At 72.1% G+C, this 25,543-nt stretch carries 22 protein-coding genes; 17 read left to right on the top strand and 5 right to left on the bottom strand.

The window, feature by feature from the left end; translation table 11 throughout:
- Positions 1 to 40: 40 nt before the first annotated feature.
- From VE614_RS05005 to tpg, 16 genes are all read left to right on the top strand, one after another.
- Complete coding sequence (locus tag VE614_RS05005) at positions 41 to 349, top strand: metalloregulator ArsR/SmtB family transcription factor (protein WP_324932600.1); 309 nt, start codon at positions 41 to 43, stop codon at positions 347 to 349.
- Positions 340 to 1,446, top strand: a complete 1,107-nt coding sequence (gene arsB, locus VE614_RS05000) for an ACR3 family arsenite efflux transporter (RefSeq protein WP_414719523.1) — start codon at positions 340 to 342, stop codon at positions 1,444 to 1,446. Before VE614_RS05005 ends, arsB begins: the two co-directional genes overlap by 10 nt.
- Positions 1,443 to 2,507 (top strand): ArsO family NAD(P)H-dependent flavin-containing monooxygenase, encoded by a 1,065-nt coding sequence (locus VE614_RS04995; RefSeq protein WP_324932595.1) that lies wholly within the window; start codon positions 1,443 to 1,445, stop codon positions 2,505 to 2,507. The genes arsB and VE614_RS04995 overlap by 4 nt, the downstream gene beginning before the upstream one ends.
- Positions 2,508 to 2,898: 391 nt before the next feature.
- Complete coding sequence (locus VE614_RS04990) at positions 2,899 to 4,290, top strand: NAD(P)-binding domain-containing protein (RefSeq protein ID WP_324932592.1); 1,392 nt, start codon at positions 2,899 to 2,901, stop codon at positions 4,288 to 4,290.
- A 1,081-nt stretch (positions 4,291 to 5,371) separates the two neighbouring features.
- On the top strand, positions 5,372 to 6,385 hold the full coding sequence (locus VE614_RS04985) for a hypothetical protein (protein WP_324932588.1): 1,014 nt from the start codon (positions 5,372 to 5,374) through the stop codon (positions 6,383 to 6,385).
- A 291-nt stretch (positions 6,386 to 6,676) separates the two neighbouring features.
- Positions 6,677 to 7,579, top strand: a complete 903-nt coding sequence (locus tag VE614_RS04980; protein WP_324932585.1) for a fumarylacetoacetate hydrolase family protein — start codon at positions 6,677 to 6,679, stop codon at positions 7,577 to 7,579.
- A gap of 1 nt (position 7,580) precedes the next feature.
- Positions 7,581 to 9,287: a non-ribosomal peptide synthetase gene (locus tag VE614_RS04975; RefSeq protein ID WP_324932582.1), complete on the top strand. Its 1,707-nt coding sequence runs from the start codon at positions 7,581 to 7,583 to the stop codon at positions 9,285 to 9,287.
- Between the two features lie 4 nt (positions 9,288 to 9,291).
- Positions 9,292 to 11,067, top strand: a complete 1,776-nt coding sequence (gene asnB / locus VE614_RS04970; protein WP_324932578.1) for an asparagine synthase (glutamine-hydrolyzing) — start codon at positions 9,292 to 9,294, stop codon at positions 11,065 to 11,067.
- A complete protein-coding gene (locus VE614_RS04965) occupies positions 11,064 to 12,485 on the top strand; it encodes an AMP-binding protein (RefSeq protein WP_324932575.1) in 1,422 nt (473 codons plus the stop codon). The genes asnB and VE614_RS04965 overlap by 4 nt, the downstream gene beginning before the upstream one ends.
- On the top strand, positions 12,482 to 12,715 hold the full coding sequence (locus VE614_RS04960) for an acyl carrier protein (RefSeq protein WP_324932573.1): 234 nt from the start codon (positions 12,482 to 12,484) through the stop codon (positions 12,713 to 12,715). The genes VE614_RS04965 and VE614_RS04960 overlap by 4 nt, the downstream gene beginning before the upstream one ends.
- Positions 12,702 to 13,934 (top strand): cytochrome P450, encoded by a 1,233-nt coding sequence (locus VE614_RS04955; protein ID WP_324932570.1) that lies wholly within the window; start codon positions 12,702 to 12,704, stop codon positions 13,932 to 13,934. Before VE614_RS04960 ends, VE614_RS04955 begins: the two co-directional genes overlap by 14 nt.
- The gene (locus VE614_RS04950; RefSeq protein ID WP_324932567.1) at positions 13,931 to 14,662 is read left to right on the top strand and encodes a thioesterase II family protein; all 732 of its coding nucleotides are present in this window, start codon (positions 13,931 to 13,933) and stop codon (positions 14,660 to 14,662) included. The genes VE614_RS04955 and VE614_RS04950 overlap by 4 nt, the downstream gene beginning before the upstream one ends.
- Positions 14,659 to 15,939, top strand: a complete 1,281-nt coding sequence (locus VE614_RS04945; protein WP_324932564.1) for an APC family permease — start codon at positions 14,659 to 14,661, stop codon at positions 15,937 to 15,939. Before VE614_RS04950 ends, VE614_RS04945 begins: the two co-directional genes overlap by 4 nt.
- Before the next feature lie 47 nt (positions 15,940 to 15,986).
- Positions 15,987 to 16,685: a thioesterase II family protein gene (locus VE614_RS04940; RefSeq protein ID WP_324932561.1), complete on the top strand. Its 699-nt coding sequence runs from the start codon at positions 15,987 to 15,989 to the stop codon at positions 16,683 to 16,685.
- Positions 16,686 to 17,072: 387 nt separating this feature from the next.
- Positions 17,073 to 19,334: a telomere-associated protein Tap gene (gene tap / locus VE614_RS04935; RefSeq protein WP_324932558.1), complete on the top strand. Its 2,262-nt coding sequence runs from the start codon at positions 17,073 to 17,075 to the stop codon at positions 19,332 to 19,334.
- A gap of 12 nt (positions 19,335 to 19,346) precedes the next feature.
- Positions 19,347 to 19,904: a telomere-protecting terminal protein Tpg gene (gene tpg, locus VE614_RS04930; RefSeq protein WP_324932555.1), complete on the top strand. Its 558-nt coding sequence runs from the start codon at positions 19,347 to 19,349 to the stop codon at positions 19,902 to 19,904.
- A gap of 336 nt (positions 19,905 to 20,240) precedes the next feature.
- Here tpg and VE614_RS04925 read toward each other — a convergent pair whose 3' ends face one another.
- The gene (locus VE614_RS04925) at positions 20,241 to 21,056 is read right to left on the bottom strand and encodes a beta-glucanase (protein ID WP_324932552.1); all 816 of its coding nucleotides are present in this window, start codon (positions 21,054 to 21,056) and stop codon (positions 20,241 to 20,243) included.
- Positions 21,057 to 21,322: 266 nt separating this feature from the next.
- Positions 21,323 to 21,745 (bottom strand): DUF350 domain-containing protein, encoded by a 423-nt coding sequence (locus VE614_RS04920; RefSeq protein WP_324932550.1) that lies wholly within the window; start codon positions 21,743 to 21,745, stop codon positions 21,323 to 21,325.
- A gap of 190 nt (positions 21,746 to 21,935) precedes the next feature.
- On the opposite strand from VE614_RS04920, the gene VE614_RS04915 reads away from it, so the two are divergent.
- Positions 21,936 to 22,409, top strand: coding sequence for a hypothetical protein (locus tag VE614_RS04915; protein WP_324932547.1), 474 nt, complete (start codon positions 21,936 to 21,938; stop codon positions 22,407 to 22,409).
- Between the two features lie 137 nt (positions 22,410 to 22,546).
- Here VE614_RS04915 and VE614_RS04910 read toward each other — a convergent pair whose 3' ends face one another.
- The 3 genes from VE614_RS04910 to VE614_RS04900 are packed head-to-tail and all read right to left on the bottom strand — an operon-like array spanning position 22,547 to position 25,534.
- Positions 22,547 to 23,851 carry a kynureninase gene (locus VE614_RS04910; RefSeq protein WP_414719513.1) on the bottom strand — a complete coding sequence of 435 codons (1,305 nt, stop codon included), beginning with the start codon at positions 23,849 to 23,851 and terminating at the stop codon, positions 22,547 to 22,549.
- Positions 23,848 to 24,696, bottom strand: a complete 849-nt coding sequence (locus VE614_RS04905; protein ID WP_324932544.1) for an alpha/beta hydrolase family protein — start codon at positions 24,694 to 24,696, stop codon at positions 23,848 to 23,850. The genes VE614_RS04910 and VE614_RS04905 overlap by 4 nt, the downstream gene beginning before the upstream one ends.
- Complete coding sequence (locus tag VE614_RS04900) at positions 24,686 to 25,534, bottom strand: tryptophan 2,3-dioxygenase (protein ID WP_324932541.1); 849 nt, start codon at positions 25,532 to 25,534, stop codon at positions 24,686 to 24,688. Before VE614_RS04900 ends, VE614_RS04905 begins: the two co-directional genes overlap by 11 nt.
- Positions 25,535 to 25,543 lie beyond the last annotated feature (9 nt).

The raw sequence follows: 25,543 nt of genomic DNA, 5'->3' as shown, positions 1-25,543 counted from the left end.
CCGCTGGTATCAGCGGAAGGTGATGTGACAATATCAGCGCATGCTGACTTCAGTCGAACCTGATGTGATCCGGGCGCTGGGCGATCCGCTCAGGCTGCAGATCGTGACCCTGCTGGCGCGCGAGACGCTGTGCACCACGCACCTGGTGGAGGAGACCGGAGCGAAGCAGACCAATCTGTCCAACCACCTGAAGGTGCTGCGCGAGGCCGGGCTCGTGGAGACCGAGCCGTGCGGCCGCTTCACCTATTACAAGCTCAGACCGGAGGTCCTGGCCGGTCTCTCGGACCAGTTCGCCGAGCTCGCCGCCTCCGCCCGCGCCGCCGCCGAGAACAAGAGGGCCTGCCCGTGACCTCCGCCGAGTCCGTCACGTCCACCCCGGCCGCCGAGGACGCCTCGGTCGTCGCCAAGCTCTCCACACTGGACCGCTTCCTGGCGGTGTGGATCCTTCTCGCCATGGCCCTGGGCCTCGGGCTGGGCCGGCTCATCCCCGGTCTGAACGACGCCCTGGCGAAGGTGGAGATCGGCGGAATCTCCCTGCCGATCGCGCTGGGCCTGCTGATCATGATGTACCCGGTGCTGGCCAAGGTCCGCTATGACAAGCTCGACGCGGTCACCGGCGACAAGAAACTCATGGTGTCGTCCCTGGTCGTCAACTGGGCCCTGGGGCCTGCGGTGATGTTCGCCCTGGCGTGGATCTTCCTGCCGGACCTGCCCGAGTACCGCACCGGCCTGATCATCATCGGCCTGGCCCGCTGCATCGCCATGGTCGTCATCTGGAACGACCTCGCGTGCGGCGACCGCGAGGCCGCCGCCGTCCTCGTCGCACTGAACAGCGTCTTCCAGGTCCTCGCCTTCGGCGTGCTCGGCTGGTTCTACCTCGACCTGCTCCCCGGCCGGCTCGGCCTGGGCGACGGCGAGCACCTGGACATCTCCCCGTGGAAGATCGCGCTGAACGTGGTCGTCTTCCTCGGCATCCCGCTCGTCGCCGGCTTCCTCACCCGCCGGACCGGCGAGAAGCGGCTCGGCCGCGCCGGCTACGAGGCCAGGTTCCTGCCGAAGATCGGACCGTGGGCGCTCTACGGCCTGCTGTTCACGATCGTCGTCCTCTTCGCCCTGCAGGGCAGGACGATCACCTCGCGGCCGCTGGACGTCGCGCGGATCGCCCTGCCGCTGCTGGTGTACTTCGCGGTGATGTGGTTCGGGACCTTCGCCCTGGGCAAGGCGATCGGCCTGGCCTACGACCGCACCGCGACGCTCGCGTTCACGGCGGCGGGCAACAACTTCGAGCTGGCCATCGCGGTCGCCATCGCCACCTTCGGTGTCACGTCCGGCCAGGCCCTCTCCGGTGTCGTCGGCCCGCTCATCGAGGTACCGGTCCTGGTCGCGCTGGTGTACGTCTCCCTGGCCTGGCGCCGGAGATTCACCACCGCCCCGGTGGGGTCATGACCCGCAGCCTGGACGTGCTGGTGGTCGGCGGCGGCCAGGCAGGGCTCGCCGCCGGCTACCATCTGCGCCGCCAGGGCCTGGACTTCACCGTCCTGGACGCCGGTGCGGAGCCGGGCGGGGCCTGGCGGAACATGTGGGACTCACTCCACCTGTTCTCGCCTGCCGAGCACTCCTCCCTGCCCGGGCGCCTGATGCCCACCCGGCCGGGCGAGACCTACCCGGACGCGCGCCACGTGGTGGACTACCTCGCCGACTACGAGAAGCGCTACGACCTGCCCGTCCGGCACGGCACGTCGGTACACGCCGTACGCCACGACGGCGAGCGGCTCCTGGTCGAGGCCGACGAAGGCTCCTGGCGGGCTCGGACCGTCGTCAGCGCGACCGGCACCTGGTCCCGCCCCTTCCTCCCCGCCGTCCCCGGCCGCGCCGTCTTCCGGGGCCGACAGCTGCACACGGTGAACTACCGTCGCCCGGACGACTTCACCGGGCAGCGCGTCCTCGTCGTCGGCGGCGGCAACTCCGGCGCGCAGATCGCCGCCGACCTTGCCCTGCACGGCGGCGCCGAGGTGATCTGGGTGACGCGGCGTCCGCCGCGCTTCCTGGCCGACGACATCGACGGCCGTGCCCTGTTCGATGTCGCCACCGCCCGCCGCCGCGCCCTCGACGAAGGCCGCACCGGCACCGCGGGCGTCGCCGCGCTCGGCGACATCGTCGCCGTGCCGGCGGTCCGCGCGGCCCGGGACGCCGCCCTGCTGACGTCCCGGCCGATGTTCACCCGGCTGACGCCGCAAGGCGTCGAATGGGCCGACGGCGACGGCACCGAAGCGGACGCGGTCATCTGGTGCACTGGCTTCCGTCCCGCTCTTTCCCACCTCACCCCGCTCGCGCTACGGGGCGAGGGCGGCCGTATCGCCACCGAGGGCACCCGCGCGGCCGGTGAACCACGGCTGCACCTGCTCGGCTACGGCGACTGGACCGGACCGGCCTCCGCCACCCTCATCGGCGTCGGCCGTCAGGCGCGCGAGGCGGCCCGCGAGATCTCCGCGTTCCTCCGGAAGTGATCGCTACGGGTGGAAGGCCCGGCTCGGGCGTACCCGTGATCGAACACGTCGTGGCGAGTGGCGCCCGGCAATCCGGTGGCGGTCAGCGGACCCCGACGGGCCAGCGAGCGGTGCCGGGCGGGCGGGGGAGAGGAGGGTGAGGCCGTCGTAGCCCCGCGGCCAGGACCCGGCCGCCCGGTCGGACGCCTCCAGCGCGACCGGGCCGAGGAGCGTGGCGCGGCAGGGGTGTGCGGCGGCGGGGCCGGACTGGCCACCGCCGATCAGGGTGACGTCGACGCGCACCATGAATTCACCCTTGATTAGATATGTGTCTATGTTGACGCCTGTCGATGCAAGTGCCATGCTGAGCTGTGAAGCCATCGACAGATGTCGAAACACGTAAGGAGTCGCCGTGAACGCGCCCGTCACCGAGCTGCCCGTCATCGTGATCGGAGCCGGACCCGCCGGTCTGGCCGCCGCCGCCCACCTCACCGGCCGCGGTATCGACCTCCTGGTCCTGGAAGCCGGACCGGCCGCCGGCGCGGCGGTGCGCGAGTGGTCGCACGTGAAGCTGTTCTCCGCCTGGGGTGAGGTGGTCGACCCGGCCGCCGAAAAGCTCCTCGCCCCGACCGGCTGGACGCGGCCCGACCCGGCGGCCTGTCCCTCCGGCGGCGACTGGGCCGAGCAGTACCTCCAGCCCCTGGCCGACGTCCTCGGTGACAAGGTACGCACCGGCGCCCGCGTCACCGGAGTCTCCCGCGCGGGACGGGACCGGATCGTCGACGCGGACCGTGACACACAGCCGTTCGTCGTGCACGTCGCCTACGCCGACGGCCGCGAGGAACGCCTGTTCGCCCGTGCTGTGATCGACGCCTCCGGCACCTGGACGACTCCTGGCCCGGCCGGCGGCAGCGGCCTGCCCGCCCTCGGTGAGCGCGCGGCGGCCGACCGGATCACCTACCGTGTCCCGGACCTGACGGACCCGGCCGTCCGGCCCCGGTACGCGGGCAAGCGCACCGCCGTCATCGGCTCCGGCGCCTCCGCCTTCACCGCGCTCGCCTACCTCGCCGACCTGGCCAAGGCCGACGACGGGTCCGGGACGAAGGCGGTGTGGATCCTGCGGCGCGGCATCTCCGGCGGCACCTTCGGCGGCGGCAGTGCCGACCAGCTCCCCGCCCGCGGCGCCCTCGGCCTCGCCGCGAAGGCCGCCGTCGACGACGGCTACGCGGACGCGGTCACCGGCTTCCGGACCGAGGCGATCGAGCGGGACGGCGACGGGCGCCTGGTCCTGGTGGGCGAGGACGGCCGCCGCCTCGAGCCGGTGGACGAGGTCGTCGTGCTGACCGGCTTCCGCCCCGACCTGTCCTTCCTCTCCGAGATCCGCCTCGGCCTGGACGAGCGCCTTGAGGCCCCGGTCGAGCTCGCCCCGCTGATCGACCCCAACCAGCACTCCTGCGGCACCGTCTACCCGCACGGTCACCGCGAGCTCTCCCACCCCGAACCCGGCATCTACCTGGTCGGCATGAAGTCCTACGGCCGCGCCCCGACGTTCCTGGCGATGACCGGCTACGAGCAGGTCCGCTCCGTCGTAGCCGCCATCGCCGGCGACCTCGACTCCGCCGACCGCGTCGAACTCACTCTCCCCGAAACGGGCGTGTGCGGCGGCGCCGGCCTCTTCGACGCCCCCGAAGCGGAACAGACCGGGGGTGGCTGCTGCGCACCGGCACCCCAGCTCGTCCAGCTCGGCGCACCGGCCGCGGCATCGCCGGCCGCCGAGGCGCCGACGGGCGGCTGCTGCGGCTGACCACTCGCAGCACCCACACCCGCGGGGCCGCGACCGGAACAGGGGACCGGTCGCGGCCCCGCCGCCACCCTGCCCGCGCTGTGCCTGACGCAGATCACCGACCGGGGCATCGGCCAGTACACGTTCCCCCTGCTGAACCCGGCATCACCCAGGCGACGGGAGGGTCCGCAGCCGGAATGGGTGGCCCCTCTCCGGCCTCCTGGCAGCACCCGCAACCACCGCGGCGCGCTCGCGCCCTTCCCGGCCGACCGCAGGGTCACATGGCGGGGAGGAAGAGCGTCCGTGGCCCGGACCAGCGCTCGCCTCACCTTCACCGTCCACCGTCTGCTGAGCTGCGATCACCAGGGCCGGTCCGCCTGTTTGCCCGCCGGACGACAACAGCCGACCCGTACGCGCCCTGGTGTCTCGCCCGACGGGGCCCTCCCTGACTGTCGAGGCCGCCCCCCCGCGCGTCACCGGGGACCGGCCCGGCCCTCCGAAACGGTCCGCCCGGAACAGACGTGACGCCGTGCCGTACGGGGTGACCCCCCGCCTTTCGGGAAGCGGGAAGACCCGGAGGCATCAGTTTTCCTGCGGGCGCTGAGATGTGTTCGGCGCGGCGGAGAAAAAGGCCGCCGCCGCGTCGTGAGGAAGCGTGCGCCCCGCCCCGTGCGACGTCCAGGAAGCGGGTGTTTTCCCGGCACGGCCGTCAAGGGGCCGGGCGGTCATCGGACCATCTCGACCGGAACTCTGCGTCCCCTCCGTCACAACTCTGGTCCCGTCCGCCCCGTTGGCCCTGCCGATGCCCTGGCGCGACGACCCCACGACTCGGCCCCCACCAGTAAGGACGGCCGGCATCCCGCGGCTCGCCGCCCGCAGGCCGTGTGATCGACATGGGAGATTCCGCAGCAACCAGGGCGTGTTATTCAGTCAAAGACCGTATGTGTGTCTACGGCACCTGGAGTTGGGAAACGCGTAACCCGTACGGCACAGCACAAGGGCATATCGCTTCCCCACAAGTCTCCGTCATCGCTCAATTCCCTGTTTTCTTCCCCCTCTTCGCGGGGCGTCATCCGTGCTGCCAAAAACAAGGAGTAACGTCATGTCCTTAGGGGACGGCCGGACCGAGGAAGTGCCGGCCATCGAACTGCTCGACTGCACGCTGCGCGACGGCTCGTACGCCGTCGACTTCCAGCTCGACGAGGAGTTCGTGACGCAGCTGCTCACCCGGCTGGACAACATCCCGGTCGCCAAGGTGGAGGTGGGCCACGGAATCGGCCTGGAGGCCGAACGCAACGGCATCAAACCGTGCAACATCGGCCACCACCGCTGGGCCGAGATCGCCCGTTCCGCCCTCACCCGCAAGCCGTGGGGCATGTTCGCTCAACCGGAGTTCACCCGCCTCGACACCATCGCGGAGATGAGCGGCCTCGGGATGTCCTTCGTCCGGGTCGGCATGGAGCCCGACCGGGTCCCCGAGAACCTCGACTACCTGCGGCGCGCCACCGAGCTGTGCGGTCAGGTCTACCTGAACCTCATGAAGTCCAGCGCGACGCCGGTACACGAGCTGGTCCGCCTCCTCGACGGGGTGGCCCCCGGCATCGCGGGCGTCTACGTGGTCGACTCCTACGGCGCGATGCTCCCCGCCGACGTGCAGACCTACGTGAGCGCGGTGCGCGAGCACTTCCCGGTCGTCGGCTTCCACGGGCACGACAACCTCGGCATGGCCAACATCAACAGCATCACCGCCCTGCAGGCGGGCGCCACCATCGTCGACGCCACCCTCGACGGCATCGGCCGCGGATCCGGCAACGCCGCCATCGAGTCGCTGGCCGGTGTCATCAAGATCCTCGAAACCGACCTCTTCGACTACCAGGAACTGGCCAAGCTCGCCGAGTACTGCCGGGAGAACATGCGGCCCATCCCCGAGGACCGCACCATGCAGGTCCTCGGCGCGGTGATCGGCATCCACTCGGGCTACTTCCCGCTGGTGGAGAAGCTGGCCGAGGAGTACCACACCGACCCGGCGCGGCTCATGGAGACCGCCGTGAAGATCGCCGACCACAGCCCCCGCAAGGACGACTTCCGCGCCGCCGCCAGCAGGATCGGGGCCTGAAACCCGAGCACGGTCTGCCCCCGGGCACAGTCTGAACCCGATCAGCGCCTGGACCCGCCGTCCGGACCCCGCCGAAGTCGCGGGGACCCAGGAACACCATCCGCGGTGCCGTCACCGGCGCCGGCTCCCCGCGCTCGGCCCGCCCTGGGCGGAGGCATGCCCCCACGCCCACGCCCGGGCGCCCTGAGCCAGCCCGGCCCGGCCAGGAAAAGGCCCCAACCGATCGGCGGACCGCACTCCGACCCGCCCGCCCGCAGAGAGCATCAGGTCCGCCCGCCTACGGAGACCACCATGAGAATCACCAGGACCGGCACGTCCACCACCGGACACGGCATCGCCGTGCACCACCGCGACCAGTGGTTCGACCTGTCGGACGTGCCGGGGTACGCCGACGTGACCCGGATCAGCGACCTCCTCGGCGAGGCGCAGTCGAGAAAGCTGACCGATGCCCTGGAACGGCACGCGGCTGCCCTCACCCCCGTCCGGCCCGACCAGGGCCTCGCCCCCACGGTCGTCGACCCGGGAGCCGACATCTGGGGCGCCGGGCTCAACTACCGGCGCCACTCGCAGGATCTGGAGTCCGAGCAGCCCCGCTCCGGCCCCGGCTCCTACCTGCGCCCGGCCAACTGCCTGATCGGCAACGGCGACCACATCGAGCTGCCCCCACAGTCCCGGCGGGTCACCGCGGAAGCGGAACTGGGCCTGGTCATCGGGACCACCTGCAAGAACGTCGAGCGCGCCGACTGGCGCTCCGTCGTGGGGGGCGTCACCGCCGTCGTCGACATGACGGCCGAGGACGTCATCCGGGAGAACCCCCGCCACATCCCGTGGGCCAAGGGGTTCGACACCTTCTGCAGCGTCGGCCCGGTCCTGGTCACCCTGGACGAGTTCGGCGACGACGACCTCACCGCCCTGCGCATCGCCACCGTCCGCAACGGGGAGACGATCGCCGCCGCCACCCCGGCCGACATGAAATTCGGCCTCGACCGCCTCGTGGAGTACTTCAGTGCCGGACGCACCCTCGAAGCCGGCACCGTCATCTGCACCGGCACTCCCGGAGCGGCGGTCATCCACGCCGGTGACACGGTGCAGGCCGTCGTGCAGGACGTCGGCACGCTGACCCATCCCGTCCGCCAGCGAGGGGCGGGCCGCCACGAGGAACGGCCCTCCGCATTCCACAGCGAAGGAGGCTGACATGCGAGCAGGAGAGGAGTCCGTGCTCGACGGCATAGCCCGCGCCGTCCGGGAAGTCCCGGACAACGAAGCGCTGCGCACCGCGCGGTCCGCCATGACCTACCGGGAATTCGGCGCCCGCACCGACGAGTTCGCGCACCGGTTGCGGCAACTGACCCGTCCCGACGAGTGCGTCGCCCTGCTCGGCACCCGCAGCGCGGCGGCGATCGTCGCCATGATCGGCGCCCTGAAGGCACAGCGGCCGTTCGTCTTCGCCGACGAGCGGGACAGCGACGCGTCCAACGCCGCCAAGACCGGCCTGCTGGGCGTCAAGCTGCTGGCCCGCGGCGCGGGCGACGACGGCCACGTGGAGTTCACCGAGCTTCCGGCCCGCTGGCGCACCACCGACGGCCCGCCCGCACCCCGCCGGCTTCCCTTCGCCGACGGCGAGATCGGCTACGCGATCCACACCTCGGGGTCCACCGGCACCCCCAAGTGCGTTCTCGTCCGGGCCGCCCCGCTCGCCCCCGTCGTCCGCGACCATGTCACCCGCCTGTCCGTCGGACCCGGCAGCCGGACCCTGCAGTTCGCCCGGCTCACCTTCGACGGGTGCCTCACCGAGATCCTGTGGACGCTCACCGCCGGCGCCTGCCTCGTCGTCGTGGACGAGGAGCGTCTCGCGCCGGGCCCCGTCCTCCAGGACACCCTCGAACGGTTCGGGATCACCCACCTCAAGACGACACCGTTCGCCCTGACGGTCACCGAACCCACCGACGGTATGCGCCTGGAACACGTCGTCAACGGAGGCGGCCCGTGCCGCCCGGCCGTGGTCCGCACCTGGTCGAAGGCGGCGAGCTTCCACAACGCCTACGGCCTCACCGAGACCACGGTGTGCAATCTGCTCAGCGACGTCCTCGACCCGGACGAGTGCCGGGACGCGGTGCCGCTGGGCGAACCGGTGGGCGACTGCGCGTACGTGCTGCGCGATGTCGAGACCGGCGCCGTCGGAGCCGGGGTCCGACGCGGCGAACTCGTCGTCACCGGAGCCTCCGTCGCGGCCGGATACCTCACCGAGCACGGGGTCGACCCGTTCCAGGGCCCCGACGGGACCAGCGGCTACGCCACCGGCGACGTCGTGGAAGTGCGCGAAGGACGGCTCTACTACGTGGAACGGCTGGACCGCCAGGTGAAGGTCCGCGGCTACCGGCTCGACCCCGGTGAGATCGAGACCGCGGTGTGCCGTCACCCCGACGTGCGGGAAGCGGTCGTCGTGGCCGAGCCCCACGCCGACGGCGACCCCGCCAACCCGGACACCCTGGTCTGCTACTACCAGGGCACGGCCGACCCGCGCGCCCTGCGGCGCCACCTGGACGGCCTCCTCGACCCGTACAAGATCCCGTCGGTGCTGGAACGCGTCGACGTCTTCCCCAGCACCCCGAACGGGAAGATCGACCGGGACGCCCTGCGCACGCGGCGCCGTGCCCGCACCCCCGCGAACGCCCCCGACAGCCCGGACGAGCAGGTGCTGCACCTGGTGCGGACGCTCACCGGAGTCCGGGACGCACGGCTCGACGACAACTTCTTCGAGCTGGGCGGCGACTCCGCCTCGGCGGTCGCCCTGGTCACCGACTTGAAGAAGCTCGGCTGGACCGACGCCGGCGTCCGCGACGTGCTGCGCGCGGAGAACCTGCGGGTCCTCGCCGACCGGCTGCGGGAACGGAGCGTGTGACACGATGTGCGGCCTGTGCGGGACCTATGCCCCGGACAAAACCTTGGACCGGGCCGTCGCCGCCGCGATGCACGCCCGGCTGGTCCACCGCGGACCGGACGAAACCTACTCCCTGAACACGCCCACCCTCACCGCGAAGCTCGGCCGACTCGGGATGACCGCGCTGAAGGACGGCTGGCAGCCGGCCGAGGACCCGAGCGGCCGGTACACGGCCCTGACCAACGGCGAGATCTACAACGCCGCCGAGCTGCGCGCCCTGCTGGGCGGCGGCCCGCCCGACAACCGGGTCGACGTCGCCGTACTGCCCGAGCTGTTCGCCCGCCACGGGCCCGCGGGCCTGGCGCGCGTCGACGGGCAGTTCGCCACCGTCATCCACGACCGGGCCGACGACAGCCTCTACCTGGGCCGGGACCGCTTCGGCGTCTGCCCCCTGTTCTACGCCGTGCTCGGCACCCACGTGCACTTCTGCTCCGAGCTGAAACCGCTCGTGCGCAGCGTGCCGCACACCTGGCGGCTCGACCTCGGCGCCGTCGACCAGTACCTGGCGCTCGGCAACATCGTCGCGCCGAGGACCCTGGTCGAGGACGTGCGTGCCGTGCCGCCCGGCTGCGTGGTCCGCTTCGGCGACGGCCCTCCCGAGACCGTCCGGTACTGGCGGTACGGGGACTTCCAGGAGAGGGAGCGGCCCGTCACCGGGGAGGAGATCCGCGAGGCCGTGGGACGGTCGGTGACGGCCCGGCTGCGCGCGGACGTCGAGATCGGCGCCTACCTCAGCGGCGGCTTCGACTCCAGCACGCTCGTGCTGGAAGCGGCCCGGGCCCGGGAGAAACCCGCCCGGACGTTCTCCGTGCTCTTCGACGACGTCACCCTCGACGAAGGACGGTTCCAGCGAGAGATCGCCGACACCGTGGGCAGTGAGCACCACCAGATCCGCTGCAGCCCGGCCCACGTCGCCGCCGAGTTCGAGGACATGGTGCGCCACTGCTGCTACCCGCAGCGCGAGACATACAACGTCGCGGCCCTGATGCTCGCCCGCCAGGTCCGGCTCACCGGCCTCAAGGGCGTGATCTCCGGCGAAGGCGCCGACGAGCTGTTCTTCGGCTACGACTCCTACGCGTTCGACGGCGCCCGCCGTACACCGCCCGACCGCCACGCCGAGAACGAGCAGGCGTGGGGCAGGGCCGACTTCGCCTGGGAGACCGACCGCGCCAGGACGGCCCGCCGGCGGGAACTGTGCCTCACCCCGCAGACGCTCGAAGCGCTGCCGGGCAAGGAGTACTGGCGGGACCGGCTGATCCCCTTCGACGAGCGGGAGACCGCCGGCCTGACCCGGATGCAGCTGCGGTCGATCGCCGACGTGTACGTGCAGCTGAGCGGGCACCTGCTCGGCGACCACGGCGACATGATGCTCATGGCGAACTCCGTGGAGGGCCGCTACCCGTTCCTCGGGAACCCGGTCGTCGCCCTGGCGCTCGGCGTCCCCGACGAGCGGAAGATGGCCGACTTCGAGGGCAAGACCTGCCTGAAGGAGGCCTACGCCGGCATCGTCCCCGAACGGATCCTGCACCGGGCCAAACAGGGCTTCACGGCGTACGGGCTCACCGACACGGCCGACGAGCGGGCCCTGTCGCGCTGGCGGGACCTCGTCGCGGCCAGTGGCGTCTTCCGCCCCGACGCGCTGGACGCCCTCGGCGCGGACGCCACGCCCGACAAGTGGGATGTCCGGCTGAGCCTCATCAGCATCAGCGCGATCATCGACGAGTTGGGACTGCGGTCATGACGGACACCTGGCACGAGCTGCTGCACGGCCGGCAGTGGTCCGCACCGGACACCGTGTGGGTCGAGGACGGCACCGAGTACAGCTGGGCGCAGGTCGGACGGCTCGCCGCGGCGGTCGAGGCGAGCGTCCGCGCGCACGGCCCGGCCCGCGTGGTCGTCATCCGGTCCCGGCACAAACTCGGCTGCTTCGCGGGACAGCTGGGCGCCTGGCGGGCCGGCTCCGTGGCCGTCGCCGACGACCACACGCTCACCGAGGGGGAGTTCGACCGCATACGCCCCGACCTCACCCTCACCGTGTCGGCCGGTCCGCACCTGTCGGTCGAGCCCGCCGCGCGGCCGGCCCGCCGGCCGCGCCCGCGGCCGCTCCCCGACGAGGTCGTCGCGGTCAACTACACGTCCGGCAGCACCGGCAGCCGCAAGGCCGTCGCTGTCAGCCGCGGCAACCTGCTGGCACTCTTCGCCTGCCGGGACCTGGACGTGCCCGTGCCCGGCCGGCTCACGGCGGGCAGCTTCGCCACCCCCACCTACGACGGCTGGTGGTTCGACACGTGGCGCACGGTGGCGGCCGGCGGGAGAGTGGTCTGCCTGCCCCACGTCAACGACGACGTCTTCGCCTGGCCCGGCCTCGCCCAGACGTACGGCATCGGCCGCCTGCTGCTGCCGGCCGCGGTCCTCGCCACGGTCGTCGAGGTACTGCCCGAGGCCGTCGCGGACATCCCCTGGCTGTTCAGCGGCGGCGAGCAATTCCGGGTGTCGACGTACCGGCAGGCGCGGCGGGCGGGCCTGCGCCCCACCTTCGTCAACCTGTACGGGCCGACCGAGGCCACCTTCGCCACGCACCACTACCGGCTGCCCGAGGACCTCACCGCACCGGCCGTTCCCATCGGCCGGCCGCTGGAGGGGTGCCGGCAGTTCCTGCGCCGGCCGGACGACGGCCCGCCCGACGCCCGCGAACTGGTCGTCAACGGCCCGTTCGTCTGCCTGGGCTACCTCGACGGCGGCGTCCTCGCGCACCGGTTCCGCGACGAGGCGGACCGGCCGTCGTACCGCACCGGAGACCTGGTGCGCGCCGACGGCGACGGCAACCTCGTGTTCGCCGGGCGACTGGACGGCCAGGTCAAGGTGAACGGGCTGCGGGTCGACACCGCCGCCCTGGAGCAGCGGGTCAGCGCCCTGCCCCGGGTGCGGGACTGCCGGGTGGTCCAGAACGAACGGCACACCGTGGCCTTCGTCCGGACCGACCCGGCCACGCTCGGGGACCCGGCCACCCGGTCACGGATCGAGAACGTCGTCCAGGGCTTCTCGTCCGCGATCGGGGTCAGCCTGGTGGACCGCTACCCGGTCAGGGCCGGCGGCAAGGTCGACGTCCCCACCCTGATGGACCACTACCGAACGACAGACAAGGCCGAGGAGACATGACGGACATCTCGCCAGCTGCCATCACCGACTGCGTGCGCACGGTGCTCAACCGCGACCTCGCCGACGACACGGACATCTTCGCCGCCGGCGTCGACTCCCTGGCCGTCCTGCGGTGCCGCGCCCTGCTGAAGGAACGGACCGGAGTCAAGGTCCCGGGGCACGTCTTCTTCGAGGGCCGCACCCCGGCACGGATAGCCGACCTGATCGGAGGCCCCCATGCTGGTCGTTGAGGACAGTCCGCTGTACTCGCCGGAGTTCTTCGCCGACGACGACCCGTGGGCCTACCTGGCCGGCCTGCGCGCCCACGACCCGGTGTCGGTGCACCGACGTGACGACGGCTACGAGTTCTACGCGCTGACCCGGTACGCCGACATCTACGCGGCCTACGTCGACCACCGCCGGCTCAGCTCGTCGTACGGAACGATGGTCGACGGCTCCTACCTGCCGCAGAAGGACTCGGCCTCCGGTCGCATGCTCATCGTCACCGACCAGCCGGCGCACACCGCCATCCGCAAGCCGATCAAGACGAGCGGGTTCAGCCGGGAGATGCTCGGCAGGGTCGGTCGCACGGTGCGCCGCAACCTCCGGGACGCCCTCGGCGAGCTGTCGGTGGGCGACCGGCTCGACTTCAGCCGGGTCATTGCGCCGGAGCTGCCCAAGGGCGTGCTGGAGGTGCTGTTCGGCATCGGCCCCGCAGACGCCCACCAGTTACTGGAAGCCACCCGCACGATGATCGGCTACCGCGACGAGGTGTACGCCGGCACCTCCCCGCTGGACGCGCTCGTCGACGCGCAGCTGGAGGTGCTCGAGTTCATCGACGAGCTGATCGGGCACCGGCTCGGCTCGGGAGAGGCCGACGACATGATCGGCTTCCTGGCACAGTGCGTGGCCGACGGAACGATGCCCCGCGACGTCGCCGTGCTCAACGGCCTGAACGTCGCCGTCGGCGGCAACGAGACGACCCCGCACACCGCCAGCCTGACCGTTCACACCATCGACGGGGAACGCGAACAGTGGCGCAAGGTGGCCGACGGCGACGTCGGCTGCGACGTGGCCACCCAGGAGTTCCTGCGGTGGACCTCGACCAACAGTTACGTGCAGCGGCTGGCGGTGGAGGACTTCCCGGTCGGCGGGCACGTCATCCCCGCCGGCAGCTTCGTCACGCTGTGGAACATGTCGGCCAACCGGGACCCCGATGTCTTCGAACGCCCTGACGAATTCCTGATCGACCGCAGCGACAACAAGCAGCTCGCCTTCGGAGCCGGTGTGCACCGCTGCGTCGGTGCGCCCGCGGCCACCCTGGAGATTCAGACCTTCATCGAGGAACTCGCCGCCTGGGACAAGGCGTTCGCGGTCCTCGCACCGCCCCGCCGGCTGCGCTCGAACTTCATGCTCGGGCTGACCGAACTCCAGGTCGAGGTGGTCGACGCCAAGGAATTCGGCACGTGAGCGAGACCACCGCCGGTCAGGACCTGTGCGTCTGCTTCCCGGCCGCCGGGGGCGGCGGCGTCACCCTCACCCTGGTGAAGGACGCCGCCGCCCGCCACGGCCTGACCGCGCTCACCCTGCCGAACGCCGACTCCGTGGCCGACCTCGACTCGGGCCGATGGCAGGAACGGACCGTCGAGGAGATCCGGCGTGCCGCGGACCGCGGCGGCGCCCGCCGGATCGTCCTGGCCGGGCATTCCATGGGCGGCCTGTCCGCCGTCCGCCTGCACCCGGCCCTCGGCGCTGACGGCGCCCGGCCGACCGGGGTACTTGTCATCAACACACCCTGCCCCGACTCCTCAGGACGCATACCGACGATGACACAGCTCTCCGACCCCGAGATCGCCCAGGTACTCGCCCACGACGGCTTCCCCCCGGAGTTACTCGACGACAAGGACCTGCTGGCGGAGATCGCGCACGGCCTGCGCGGCGACGCCGCCGTGGCCGACCGCCTCGCCGAAGGGCTCGATCCCACCGGCCGCCTCACCGGTCTCCACGTCCTGTGCGGACGGGACGACCGGTTCATCCCACTCGAACGCTGCGCGGCCTGGGCCGACCGGGTGTCGGGAGAGTTCCACCTGACGGTCGTCCCCGGCGGACACAGCCTGGACGCGACCCGGACCGCCGCCCTCGGCCGTGCCCTCGCCGGCGTACTCGCCGCGACCCTCACCGAGGAGGACGCGGCGTGAGCGGTCTGCAGAAGTCGCTGGGCGGCACCGTCGGCACCTTCCTCGCGCTGTCCACCATCCTCGGCAGCGGCATGATGATCCTGCCCGGCACGAGCTACCAGGACCTGGGCTACTCCGCATGGCTGCCCTGGGCCGTCGCCGCCGTGTCGGTCATCCCGCTGCTGTACTGCTACGCCTGGCTGGGCCGCCGCCACCCGTCGGCGTCCGGCGTCGCCCACTACTCCGAGGTCGCCTTCGGCCGGCCCGCCGGGCGCTCCTCCGGACTGCTGGCCACCCTCGCGCTGGTCGCCGGCATCCCGGCGACCGCCATCACCGGCGGGCGCTACGTCGCCCAGTTCTCCGGCGTGCCGAGTCTGGCCTGGCTCTTCCCGGTCGCCGTCCTGGCCGCCGCCACCCTGATCGGCTGCCTGGGCGCGAACGTCTCCGGGAAGGTCCAGGTCGCCCTGGTGCTCGGCCTGTTCGTCCTGGTCACCTGCACCGCACTCGTCGCGCTCGGCGCGCACGGCGTACGGGCGCCGAGCACCGCGGTTCCGCCGCTGGGGGAGCTGGGCAGCGTCCTCACCGCCGTCTACGTCGCCTTCACCGGCTGGGAGACCGTGGCCTTCACCTTCGAGGAGCACAAACGCCCGGACGCCATCCCGCGCATCTTCGCCGCCTCCTACGTCATCGTGGTGGCCCTGTACGGCCTGGTACTGCTGGGCTTGTTCAGCGCGGTGGCCCCCGGCGACGAGTCCCTGGACGACGCCCCGTTGCTGCGGCTGGCGGAACGCTCGCTCGGGGACCTGGGCATGCCGGTGACGCTCGCACTGGTCGTCGCCGCCATCGCCGCGAACGTGTGCGCCTCCGTGCTGGCCCTGTCCCGGCTGGTGTTCGGCATGGCACGCAGCGGCTACCTGCCCGGCCCGCTGGCCCGGGTCCGCGACCGGGACGGCAACCCGGTGACGTCCGTCCTTGTGGTCGGCGCCGTCCTGACCGTGATCGCGCTGCTGGGCTCGACGGACGTCATGTCGTTCGAGCTGCTCTTCGTGCTGTCCGGCGGCATCTACTTCGTGCTCTACGGCCTGGGCGCGGCCTCCTACGCGAAGCTGGCCGGGCCCGGCTCCACGCCCAGGACGGTCACCGCGCTGTGCGCCCTCACGGTGATCGCCGTGACCGTGCTCGCCGGTCCGCCCATGTGGGCGTGCTGGGCGCTGCTCGCCGCCGTCTGGCTGGCGACCGCCGTCCTCACCCGGCGCCCGCCGACGAGGGAACCCGAGTACGAGAACGCGGACCGGTGAACGCGGCGGCACAGACAGGCGACGAACACGGACCCGAGGAGACCGGCATGAACGACGCCGAGACCACCACCGTCTTCTTCCCCGGTGCCGGTTCCTTCGGAACCGAGTTCCGCCCGCTCACCCAGGCGCTGGGCCGCTCCTCCTGGCCGGTGCGCTATCCGGGCCGGCCCGGCCGCGACTTCGGCACCCCGGCCGCCTCCTTCGACGCGGTGGTGCGGGCTTGCACCGAACAGATCACCCGCCGCATCACCGGCCGCCCGCTGCTGTTCGGGCACAGCTACGGCGCGTACGTCGCCCACGCCACCGCGGCCCGGCTGGGCGAGGCCGGCGTCGAGGTCGCCGCGCTGGTCGCGGTGGGCGCCGCCGGACCCGGCCGGCTGCGGGTGCCGGAGCGGGCCGCCGCCGACCCGGCGGAGGCGGCGGCCTACCTCGACCGGGCCGACCCCGGCGTCCTGGCCGGCGCCCCGTCGGACGAATGGCGTGCCGTCGTCGCCGAGACCACGGCCCAGGACCTGCGCCTGCTGCGCCAGTTCACCCCCGCCGCCGTGCCCGCCCTGCACTGCCCCGTCCTCGCGGCACGCGGCACCGAGGACCCGCTGACCACGGACGACACGATCGCCACGTGGCAGCACACCACGACCGGGCCTTTCACCCGGCGCACCTTCCCGGGCGGCCACTCCGACCTGCTGAGCTCACCCGACTGCGCCTCCTGGCTCCGGCAGGTCCGGGACACGGTGGACGCCTGACGCCGACGGCCTAGGGCAGGGGAACGGTCCGGCCCGTCCGAGCGACTGGCCCGAGAGCGACGGTCGGTTCCGCTCAGGGAATTGTCCGACCGGGTCCGCGCCGGGTACGGGCACGTGGAGCGTCCCGCTTGCGACGCGGGCGTCGGCCGCGCCTGCCGCTCCGCCTCCGGTCACGCCACCGACCACCACCGTGCACGGCGCGACGCCGCCGGACCGCCGCCGTACGAGGAAGGGACGAAGCAGAGGAGTGGACGAAACAGGGGCTCGTCCCGGAGGCCCGACGCGCCGACTGCCAGACCAGGGCCAACCTGACAGGAATGAGCAATCTGTGTTGAAACCACGAGGAATCGACGAGCGGTTGAGATAGGATGGCGGTGAGGTGATCGTGTGCCCAACGATGAACAGGCCCTCTTCAGCGCGGTCGACGCGCTGCTTGAGTGCGTCGCCCAGGACCCCCTGCCGGCGCCCGCCGAGCGGAAGCGGCTCCGGGAGGCTGCCGGACTGAGCCAGGACCAGATCGCGAAGGCCCTGCAGGCCCGGCGCGAGTCAGTCGGGAACTGGGAAGCCGGCCGAAGCGAGCCGCGGCCGCCGAAGCGTGCCGCGTATGCCCGACTCCTGGAGGGCCTCGCCGCGCGCTTCCCCGCCCCCTCCGACACCGCCGCCCCGGACGAGGACACGGCGGCGCCGGGCACGTTCACCGGCCCGGCAGCCCCGGCTCCGGAATCGCGGACATCGTTCACGGCGCAGGCCTCCGGCGCTGCGGCCACGACCACTGCCGAGAACACCGAGTCCCGCCCCGCCACCGTTCCCGCCCCGGCGGCCGCGTCGCACCCGGCGCGCACCGCCCGGCCGGCGCCGACGTCGCGACGCCCGGCCGCGCGGAAGGCGGCCCCGGCCGGCACCCCGGCGGTCGGCACCGACCCGCGCTTCGTGAACGGACCGCTCGCGGTCGTCGACGTCGACGCGGACGGGCAGGTGCTGGCGTACTGCACCGGCGGCCTGGTCCTGGACGTTCCCGCCAAGAGCATCCCGGCCCTGGTGGAGTGGACGCTCAGCGAGGCGAAGCTCGGGCAGCCGAGGCTGTCCGGGCCGGGCAAGGACGCCGACCCGCTGCTCGTACTCACCGAGGCCGCGCTGAGGCGCTACGGCCTGCCGGTCGCCCTGACGGACGAGGAGCGGCTCGCCGGGCGTATCCCGGAGAGTCACAAGCTCATCAGGCAACTGACCCGGGCGGGCTGGCAGCTCACGAAGCGCGGGTTCGGGCCGTGGGCGCGGATCTACCGCCCGGCACAGGGCTCGGAGCGCTCGTGCGTGCAGGTGTGCATCCCGTCCTGGCACGCGCTCGACTCCCGCCACTGGGGCAATGCCGCCCAGCTTCCACCGGCGGACCTCGCCCGCATCCTGGGCGTGTACGCGTCCCGGGTGATGACGCCGCGCGGCTCCACCGCCGTCACCGGCCTGGAACTGCTGACTGCGCTCCACCCGCCGACCCGCGCCTCCGAGCCCGATGAGACGGGGAAGCGGCACTCCGAGCACAACCCCGGCTCGCTGGGCAAGGACCCGGTGGACTGCGCCCCGTGCGAGGCACCCGACGGACACCCGCTCCTGGCGGACCTGCCCCGCTTCCACGTCCGCGGCCCCGCGGAAAAGCTGTTCGAGGAGGCGTACGACTGGGCGCGGCCGATGACGGACGCCGAGTGCACCCTGCGGCACCTGGTCGGCATCGACGTCAACATGGCCTTCGCCGCCGGCGCCAACGGCCTCATCGTCGGCCTCGGCGCACCCACCCACGTCAAGGACCCGGTATTCGACCCGAAACTCCCGGGGAGCTGGCTGGTCGACCTCTCGCACGTCGACCTGTCCCGGATGAAGGTCGGCAAGGAGTGGAGGGAGCTGGACGGCTCCCTGCTGCCGAGCCCGTTCACGCCCACGGGCGAGCGCCCCGAGGGCCCGGCCTGGTACGCGACGCCGACGGTCGCGTACGCGGCGGAGCTGGGCTACGAGGTGCGCCCGATGGAGGCCTACGTCCGCTACGACAACGGCCGCTATCTGGACGGCTGGTACAACCGGCTCCGCGACGCCTACCTCGCCACGATGGCCGACCTCGGCGTGCACGTGGACATGGCGCCGGCCGACTTCCTGGCGGCGATGGGCGGCTACAAGGACCGGGACCCCGAGCTGGCGATCGTCGTCTCGGCGATCAAGGCCACGGTCAAGGGCGGCATCGGCAAGCTGCGCGAGCGCCCACGCGGGGAGGGCTGGCGGCCGGGCCGGCCGTGGCGGGCGCTGTCCCGCCCGACATGGCGGCCGGACATCCGCGCGGCGGTCATCTCCCGCACACGGATCAACCTCCATCGCAAGATCGTCAAGCACGCCGCGTTCACCGGCCAGTACCCCATCGCGATCCTCTCCGACTGCGTCGTCTACGCGACCAACGGCACAACGCCGCTGGAAGTCCTGCCCTACCGGGACGGCAAGCCGCTGCCCGGAGGCTTCAAGCTCGGCGTCAACCCAGGCCTGGTCAAGCACGAGGGCACCCAGACCGTCCTGTGGGGCGAAGAGATCCGCGAGCGGTTCAACGCCCCGGAACTCAACCTCGCCCGCTACATCAAGGACGGCACCGTCACCGACGTCGACAACGGAGAGTAGGAGAAGGCGACGATGAGCGTGTTCGGGGACGGCCTGGAAGCCGCGGTGCAAAGGGCGTTCACCCGCCCGGCGCCCAAGACCGCGCCCGCGCAGATGCGCTACCTGGTCAAACAGCTCAAGACCACGAAGGCGGTCGCCCAGACGCTGCGCATCTCCCAGCGCACCGTCGAGCGGTATGTCAAGGACCAGATCAAGAAGCCGCGCCCCGACCTCGCCGCGCGCCTGGAGCGCGAGGTGAAGAAGCGGTGGCAGCCGCAGATCCGGGCCAGGGCCCGGCAGAGGGCGGCCACCACCGGCGGCATCGTCATCGACACCCAGGCCCGGATCGGCTACACCGCACCCGTCGGCACGACCGACGACGCCCGTGTCCGGCACCTGACCGTCGCCCTGCCGCCGCAGTACGCCGCCCGCCTCTTCGACGCCCAGCAGGCCGGTGCCGGCGACCAGCAACTCCAGCAGATCGCCGCCGAAGGGCTCAAGGAGATCTACTTCCAGGACAACGGCCGCCGGGCCGGCTCCCTGGAGGAGGTCCGCTTCACCGACATCGAGCACCTGGAGTTCGAGCTGTAGCAGCCACGCCCCGAACAGCCCGCGGGCCCGGACCGGTCAGGACCTGTCCGGGCGGTCACATGCGGAGCCGGGTGACGAGAGCTGCGGCGGTTGCGGTGCCGAGGCGGACGTAGCCGCGCCTGCCGTGACGCGTGGCAACGGCTCGGGTGTCCGTGAGCCGGTTGACGGCTCGTTCGACGGTGTCCTGTGTCCTGTACCGCTCTTCGTCGAAGCCGGGCGGCCGTCCGTCGCGTGAGCCTCTGCGGAGACGGGCGGCACGGGTGTGCGGGCCCGTCGGGTCGAGGCGTTGCCGCACGTCTCGCCACGGATCGGGGTGCTTGTGCTGAGTACGCGTACTCATCGAGGGGGCCCCTCTCCATGACGTTCAGGAGATCGGCTGCCGTCTCCTGTCGGGGTCGCCGACCGGGGATCCCGGACGGCGGCCGCCGCGCCGTGCACGGGGCCGGTTACGGACTGCCGCCGTACGACCAGAGAGCTGACCTCGAACGACATCTCGGTCGTCTCGGGCGCAGGCGGCGGGTGATAGCGCCCCGCGCAGATCGAGAGGCTGACGATGAGGTAGGCGTGCCAGGACCGCCCGACGCCACGTTCGTCCGCGAACACGTGCTCGCCGTTCAGCCACCAGATCACCGAGCGGCGTCCGAACTCGGTGCGCAGGTCCACCCAGGCGCCCGGGCGGACGGCGTCGTCCCGGACGTAACGGGTCGCGCCTCGGACGTGGTTGCTCAACTCGAGCAGGTCCGGATTGTCCGGGTGGTATTCGAGGACGTCGATCTCCTGGTCTCCGTCCCGCCAGGTCCAGATGGCCGGCCAGGCGCCGATCTCGCGGGGCAGCCGTACGCGAGTCTCAAGGATGTCTCCCGACCGGACGGTGAACTCCTCCGGGCTGCCTTCGGTGGTGAGCAGCCCCGTGTTCCACCTGCCGTCCGGGCGCCGAGTGGCCCGGAAGACTCCCGAGCGGCTGTACTCGGCGTCGGGCACCAGGTAGTCCAGCTTGTCGTCGCCCGGATTGACCGGGCCGCCGTCGGGATATGCCCAGGAGCGGCCGGCGACCCATTGCGCCTCCGAGGTGAAATCGGCCGTGAACACGATGTCTGACACGTTCGAACGCCGCGGAGCCGGCAGCGAGCCGCCTGGGATCGGTTCGTCCATGACAGAGGTATTTCTGCTGGGGAACCGGCCATGCGTCCAGGCCCCGGCGGGCGGGGAAATTGGTCCGTACGGGTTAAGCACACGGCACCGGCACGCGCCTGCCGGGTTCTCGGCGATCGCCGGCACCGCGCTGCTGCGCACGAAGCCGCCACCTGGCCCACCTGGCCCTGCTCGCTGATGAACCGGCCGAAGCCGTCGCGGCCGAGCGGGCTGCTGTGCACGTTCCAGCGGGTGTGGTGGTGGGCCGTCCTGCAGGCACAGCGGCTTCAGGCGATGGACGCCGAAATGATGGCGGAAACAGCGAGGTTGCAGGACGCCGTCACCCAGACCGCAGGATGAGACTTCGCCTCGACCAGCGTCGCACCCAGGCGCCCCGGCGTGATCAGGTCCACCACGAGGAACGCGACGGCCATCATCACCAGACCAAGCAACCCGAACGCCGCGGTCGAGACCAACCCCTTGCCGAAGTCCTCGTAGGTTGTCCAGATAGATGTGAACACGATGCCACCGATACCGAGCAGTGCGGAGCTGAGCACTATGGCGGCGTTGTGATTGCGCTCTTCCCAGATCTGTCGGCCGAGCTTTCCAGGCGTCAGCACGTCGACCAGGACGATGCCGAGGACCAGCAGGACCAGTCCCAGGCCGCCGTACGCACTGGCCCGCCCGAGTCCGTTGACGATGTCGCTCATGAGGTTGCCGACTCCGTAGCGTGAGTGATCTTGAGTGATCGCGGTCAAAGAGAGGCAAAATGTAGCGCACACGCCTCGCCCGCTGACCGGCGCCCGGCCCTCCGTGGGTGGCTCCGGACGAGGACGCGATGCGCCAGCAGCGCTCGCACTGGGCCCGGCATGTCAGAGGTTGCCAGTAGCCTCAGGCGCCATGGCAATTCACATAGACGTGGTGGCGGGTTACCCGATCAACGACGAGATGGAGAGAGTGCTCGGGCTGGCGGAGGCGGTCGGCGAGCCCGTCACTGTCACGTTCATGTGGGAGGGGCGTGAAGAGGCGGAGCGCGCCGTGCTGGTACCCGCGGCCACGCTGGCGCTCTGGGAGCATTGGGCTCCCGCCGCCTACCCGGCGGGCGAGGCTGCGGACGGGATCAGGGCTGAAACGGAAACGCCGGAACTCGCCCACCCGGCGCAATTCGGCCCGTTCACGCTTTTTCGTCGTCGCGTGGGAGGGCGCACGGCGGTCGCTCGCGGAGGCGTGGTGGTCGCCGAACTCCTGGACCCCGATGAGGCGCACTGGCTCCAAGAGCAGGCCCGCCATGTGCGCCAAGGTTTCATGGATCCGAAGCAGAAGGCGGCGTTCGAGGAGTTCCTCTCCCGGCAGCCACCCCTCGACGAGCAGTGACGCGCCGGCCCACGGGCCATGGTCCGGCGCTGCCGTTCCGTGAACCAGGCTGTGCGGACCGAGGACGCAGGGCACGGTGCCCTTGCGATCACGGTCGTACGGCCGGAGCCGGCGAGCGACCCCACCGCCCGGTTCCCTCAGGTCACCGGTCCCACGGCCGGCGGCTCGGGGTCGTAGGCGGCTTCCCGGGTGAGGTCGCGCAGGCGCAGCGCGGCGGTGAGCAGGTCCCGGTGGCTGGTGAAGAGGGCGTTGACGCCGAAGCGCAGCAGGTCGGGTGCGCGCATGTCGGCGATCACGCCGTGCTCGGCGAGGGCCACGGCCAACCCGCGGGCGTGGGGATGGCGCAGGGTGACCTGGCTGCCGCGCCGGGCGGGGTCGGCCGGGGTGACGGAGGTGAAGCCGAGGGGGGTCAGGAGTACGTCCGCGCAGTCCAGGAAGAACCCCGTCAAGGACAGGCTCTTGGCGCGGACTTCGGCCAGGTCGGCGCCGTCGAAGGCGGTGAGGGCAGCTTCGAGGGCGAGCAGCGACAGGATCGGCGGGGTGCCGATGCGGGCGCGGGCGATGCCGGGGGCGGGCGTGTACTCCCGGGCCAGGCCGAACGGGTCGGCGTGGCCGGTCCAGCCGGGCAACGGCGTCTCCAGCGCGGCGTGGTGGCGCCGCGCCACGTACAGGAAGGCGGGGGCACCGGGGCCGCCGGAGAGGAACTTGTAGCCGCAGCCCACCGCTAGGTCCACGCCGAGGGCGTCGACGTCGAGGGGCAGGGCGCCGGCCGCGTGGCACAGGTCCCACAGGGCGAGGGCACCGGCGTCGTGGGCGGCCCGGGTCAGCGCCCGCATGTCGTACAGCTCGCCGGTGCGGTAATCGACGGGCGAGTAGCTGACGACGGTGACCCGGCGGCCCTCGGCGGCGAGGAAGCGCGGGAGGCCCGCCGGGGGCACCCGCCGTACCTCCAGGTCCCGGCGGCGGGCGACCGCGTCGGCCAGGTAGCGGTCGGTGGGGAAGTGCCCGGGGTCGGTGACCAGCAGCGAACGGTCCGGGCGGAGCGCGGCGGCGGCGTCGAGCGCGGTGAACAGCTGAACGCTGGTGGAGTCGCCCGCGACCGTCTGGCCGGGCGCGGCCCCGATGAGCGCTCCGATGGCGTCCCCCACCCGCAGGGGCGCCTCCCACCAGCCGTTCGCGTTCCAGGAGCCGATGAGGCCGGTGCCCCATTGCCGCCGCACCACGTCGTCCAGGGCCGCGGGGACGGCGGCGGGCAGCGGGCCGAGGGAGTTGCCGTCGAGGTAGACGACGTCCGGCGAGAGCAGGAAGCGGGCGCGGAGGGGCGCTAGGGGGTCGCCGGCGTCGAGCTGTGCGGCCCGCTCGCCCAAGTCGCCCAGGTCGCCCAGGTCGTCCAGGTCGCCCCGGTCGGTCGGTGTGGTCGGTGTGGTCGGTGCGGTGGTCATCGGTGTGCGGCCTCCTCGTCCGCGCGGCCGGAATGCCCAGGGGTGAAGGCGGCCGCCATCTCCCGGAGGGTGTCGGCGACCGCGCGGGCGCCGGGCGCTTCCGGTTCGATGAGGGTGTAGTGGCCGGTGCCGGGCAGGACGACCGTCCTGAGGTCCCGGTGCACGGCCGCGTAGTCGCTGAACTGGGTGAGCGGGACCTCCTCGTCGGCGGCGCCGTGCAGCAGCACGGTGGGGACGCCGGTGGTCCCGGCGTCGCGCAGCAGGGTGAGGGGGTCGACCTCGGGCAGGCGTTCCGCGAAGTGATCCTCGCCGCCGAGGAGTTGCAGGGCGGCGTCGTTGCTGAGGCGGTCGCGGCGCGTGGCGGTGAGGTCGGTGATCGGCGCGAGGGCGAGCACGCTCGTCGGCAGGGCGCGCGTGTGCCAGCGCGAGCCCGGCGGCAGCAGCCCTCGGGCGGCGCACCACAGCGCCAGGTGGCCGCCGGAGCAGTGCCCCGCCAGGACGTACGGCCGCCCCTGGGGCAGGGTGTCCACGATGCGCGCGACGTCGTCGAAGGTCTCGGGGTGGCCGCCCGCGCCGCCGGACCGGCGGAAGCCCGGGAGCAGCACGTCGAAGCCCTGCCGGGACAGCCAGGCCGCGAACGGGGTCAGGTGCATCCGGTCGTAGCGCCAGTAGCCGCCGTGCAGCAGGATCACCAGCGGGGCGTCGGGGGCGTCGGACGGCCAGGCGTCGTAGGACTGGTGGGGGTGGTCGCCGTAGCGGCCGTGCACCGGTGCCAGGACCGGCTTCAGACTCAGGACGCGCTGCTCCTCCTCGGCCGCGAAGGCGGAGATGACCCTAGACGTCACCGCGCACCTCCCACAGTTCGGGGAAGACCGGGCGGGCCGCCCGCTGCTCCAGCCAGGCGAGCCCGGCACTGCCGGCGCTGCCCGGTTTGGCGCCCATGGCGCGGCGGACCACCAGGACGTGGTCGAACCGCCAGCGGGTGACGAGTTCGGCGATGTCGGTGAGCAGTTCGCCCAGCGCCACGTGGGGGTGGTGCTGTGGTCCGGCGTAGACGTGCCGCCACGTCTCCACGACCCCCGGGTCACCGGTGTACGGGCGGGTGACGTCCCGTTCGCGGACGTGGCGGGGGACGGGCAGGCCCTGCCGGTGGAGGTAGGCCAGCACCTCGTCGTACAGGGACGGTTCGCGGTAGGTCTCGGCGAGCGCCTCATGGACGGCCGGGTCGCCGCGGTGGGCGCGCAGCAGCCCGGCGGACTTGTCGCCGAGGAGGAACTCCATGTGCCGGTACATCGCCGACTGGAAGCCCGACGCCTGGCCGAACGCGGCCCGGAAGCCGTTGAACTGGGCGGGTGTCAGGGCGGCGATGGGCGCCCAGGCGCCGTTCAGCGCGGTCAGCGCGCGGCGGCCGCGCGTCAGGGCGTCCATGGCCGCGGGCAGGTCGTCCTTGGCGAAGGCCACCCGGGCCGTGCGCCACTCGTGCACGATCAGGGTGAACCACAGTTCCATCACCTGGGTGGTGACGAGGAAACCCATCTCGTCCGGGGCCTCGGTGAGGGGGTGCTGCAGCGAGTTGAGCACGGAGGCGTGCACGTACGTGTCGTAGGGGCTGGCGCCCGCGAAGGGCCGGGTCAGGGCGTCGTCCGTCACCGGCTCGTCGAGAGCGGCCGTGCGGTCGTTCATCGCATCTCC

The sequence above is a fragment of the Streptomyces sp. genome (assembly GCF_035645055.1).
In the GTDB taxonomy this organism is placed as follows: domain Bacteria; phylum Actinomycetota; class Actinomycetes; order Streptomycetales; family Streptomycetaceae; genus Streptomyces.
Note: the sequence above shows the minus strand (reverse complement) of the source record. Positions and strands in the feature narration are given on the sequence as shown.

What these genes read in the sequence shown, in the direction of transcription:
- VE614_RS05005 (WP_324932600.1), top strand. Translation starts at nt 41, where the DNA reads ATGCTGACTTCAGTCGAACCTGATGTGATCCGGGCGCTGGGCGATCCG.
- VE614_RS04995 (WP_324932595.1), top strand. Translation starts at nt 1,443, where the DNA reads ATGACCCGCAGCCTGGACGTGCTGGTGGTCGGCGGCGGCCAGGCAGGG.
- VE614_RS04985 (WP_324932588.1), top strand. Translation starts at nt 5,372, where the DNA reads ATGTCCTTAGGGGACGGCCGGACCGAGGAAGTGCCGGCCATCGAACTG.
- VE614_RS04980 (WP_324932585.1), top strand. Translation starts at nt 6,677, where the DNA reads ATGAGAATCACCAGGACCGGCACGTCCACCACCGGACACGGCATCGCC.
- VE614_RS04975 (WP_324932582.1), top strand. Translation starts at nt 7,581, where the DNA reads ATGCGAGCAGGAGAGGAGTCCGTGCTCGACGGCATAGCCCGCGCCGTC.
- asnB (WP_324932578.1), top strand. Translation starts at nt 9,292, where the DNA reads ATGTGCGGCCTGTGCGGGACCTATGCCCCGGACAAAACCTTGGACCGG.
- VE614_RS04965 (WP_324932575.1), top strand. Translation starts at nt 11,064, where the DNA reads ATGACGGACACCTGGCACGAGCTGCTGCACGGCCGGCAGTGGTCCGCA.
- VE614_RS04960 (WP_324932573.1), top strand. Translation starts at nt 12,482, where the DNA reads ATGACGGACATCTCGCCAGCTGCCATCACCGACTGCGTGCGCACGGTG.
- VE614_RS04955 (WP_324932570.1), top strand. Translation starts at nt 12,702, where the DNA reads ATGCTGGTCGTTGAGGACAGTCCGCTGTACTCGCCGGAGTTCTTCGCC.
- VE614_RS04940 (WP_324932561.1), top strand. Translation starts at nt 15,987, where the DNA reads ATGAACGACGCCGAGACCACCACCGTCTTCTTCCCCGGTGCCGGTTCC.
- tpg (WP_324932555.1), top strand. Translation starts at nt 19,347, where the DNA reads ATGAGCGTGTTCGGGGACGGCCTGGAAGCCGCGGTGCAAAGGGCGTTC.
- VE614_RS04925 (WP_324932552.1), bottom strand. Translation starts at nt 21,056, where the DNA reads ATGGACGAACCGATCCCAGGCGGCTCGCTGCCGGCTCCGCGGCGTTCG.
- VE614_RS04920 (WP_324932550.1), bottom strand. Translation starts at nt 21,745, where the DNA reads ATGAGCGACATCGTCAACGGACTCGGGCGGGCCAGTGCGTACGGCGGC.
- VE614_RS04915 (WP_324932547.1), top strand. Translation starts at nt 21,936, where the DNA reads ATGGCAATTCACATAGACGTGGTGGCGGGTTACCCGATCAACGACGAG.
- VE614_RS04910 (WP_414719513.1), bottom strand. Translation starts at nt 23,851, where the DNA reads ATGACCACCGCACCGACCACACCGACCACACCGACCGACCGGGGCGAC.
- VE614_RS04900 (WP_324932541.1), bottom strand. Translation starts at nt 25,534, where the DNA reads ATGAACGACCGCACGGCCGCTCTCGACGAGCCGGTGACGGACGACGCC.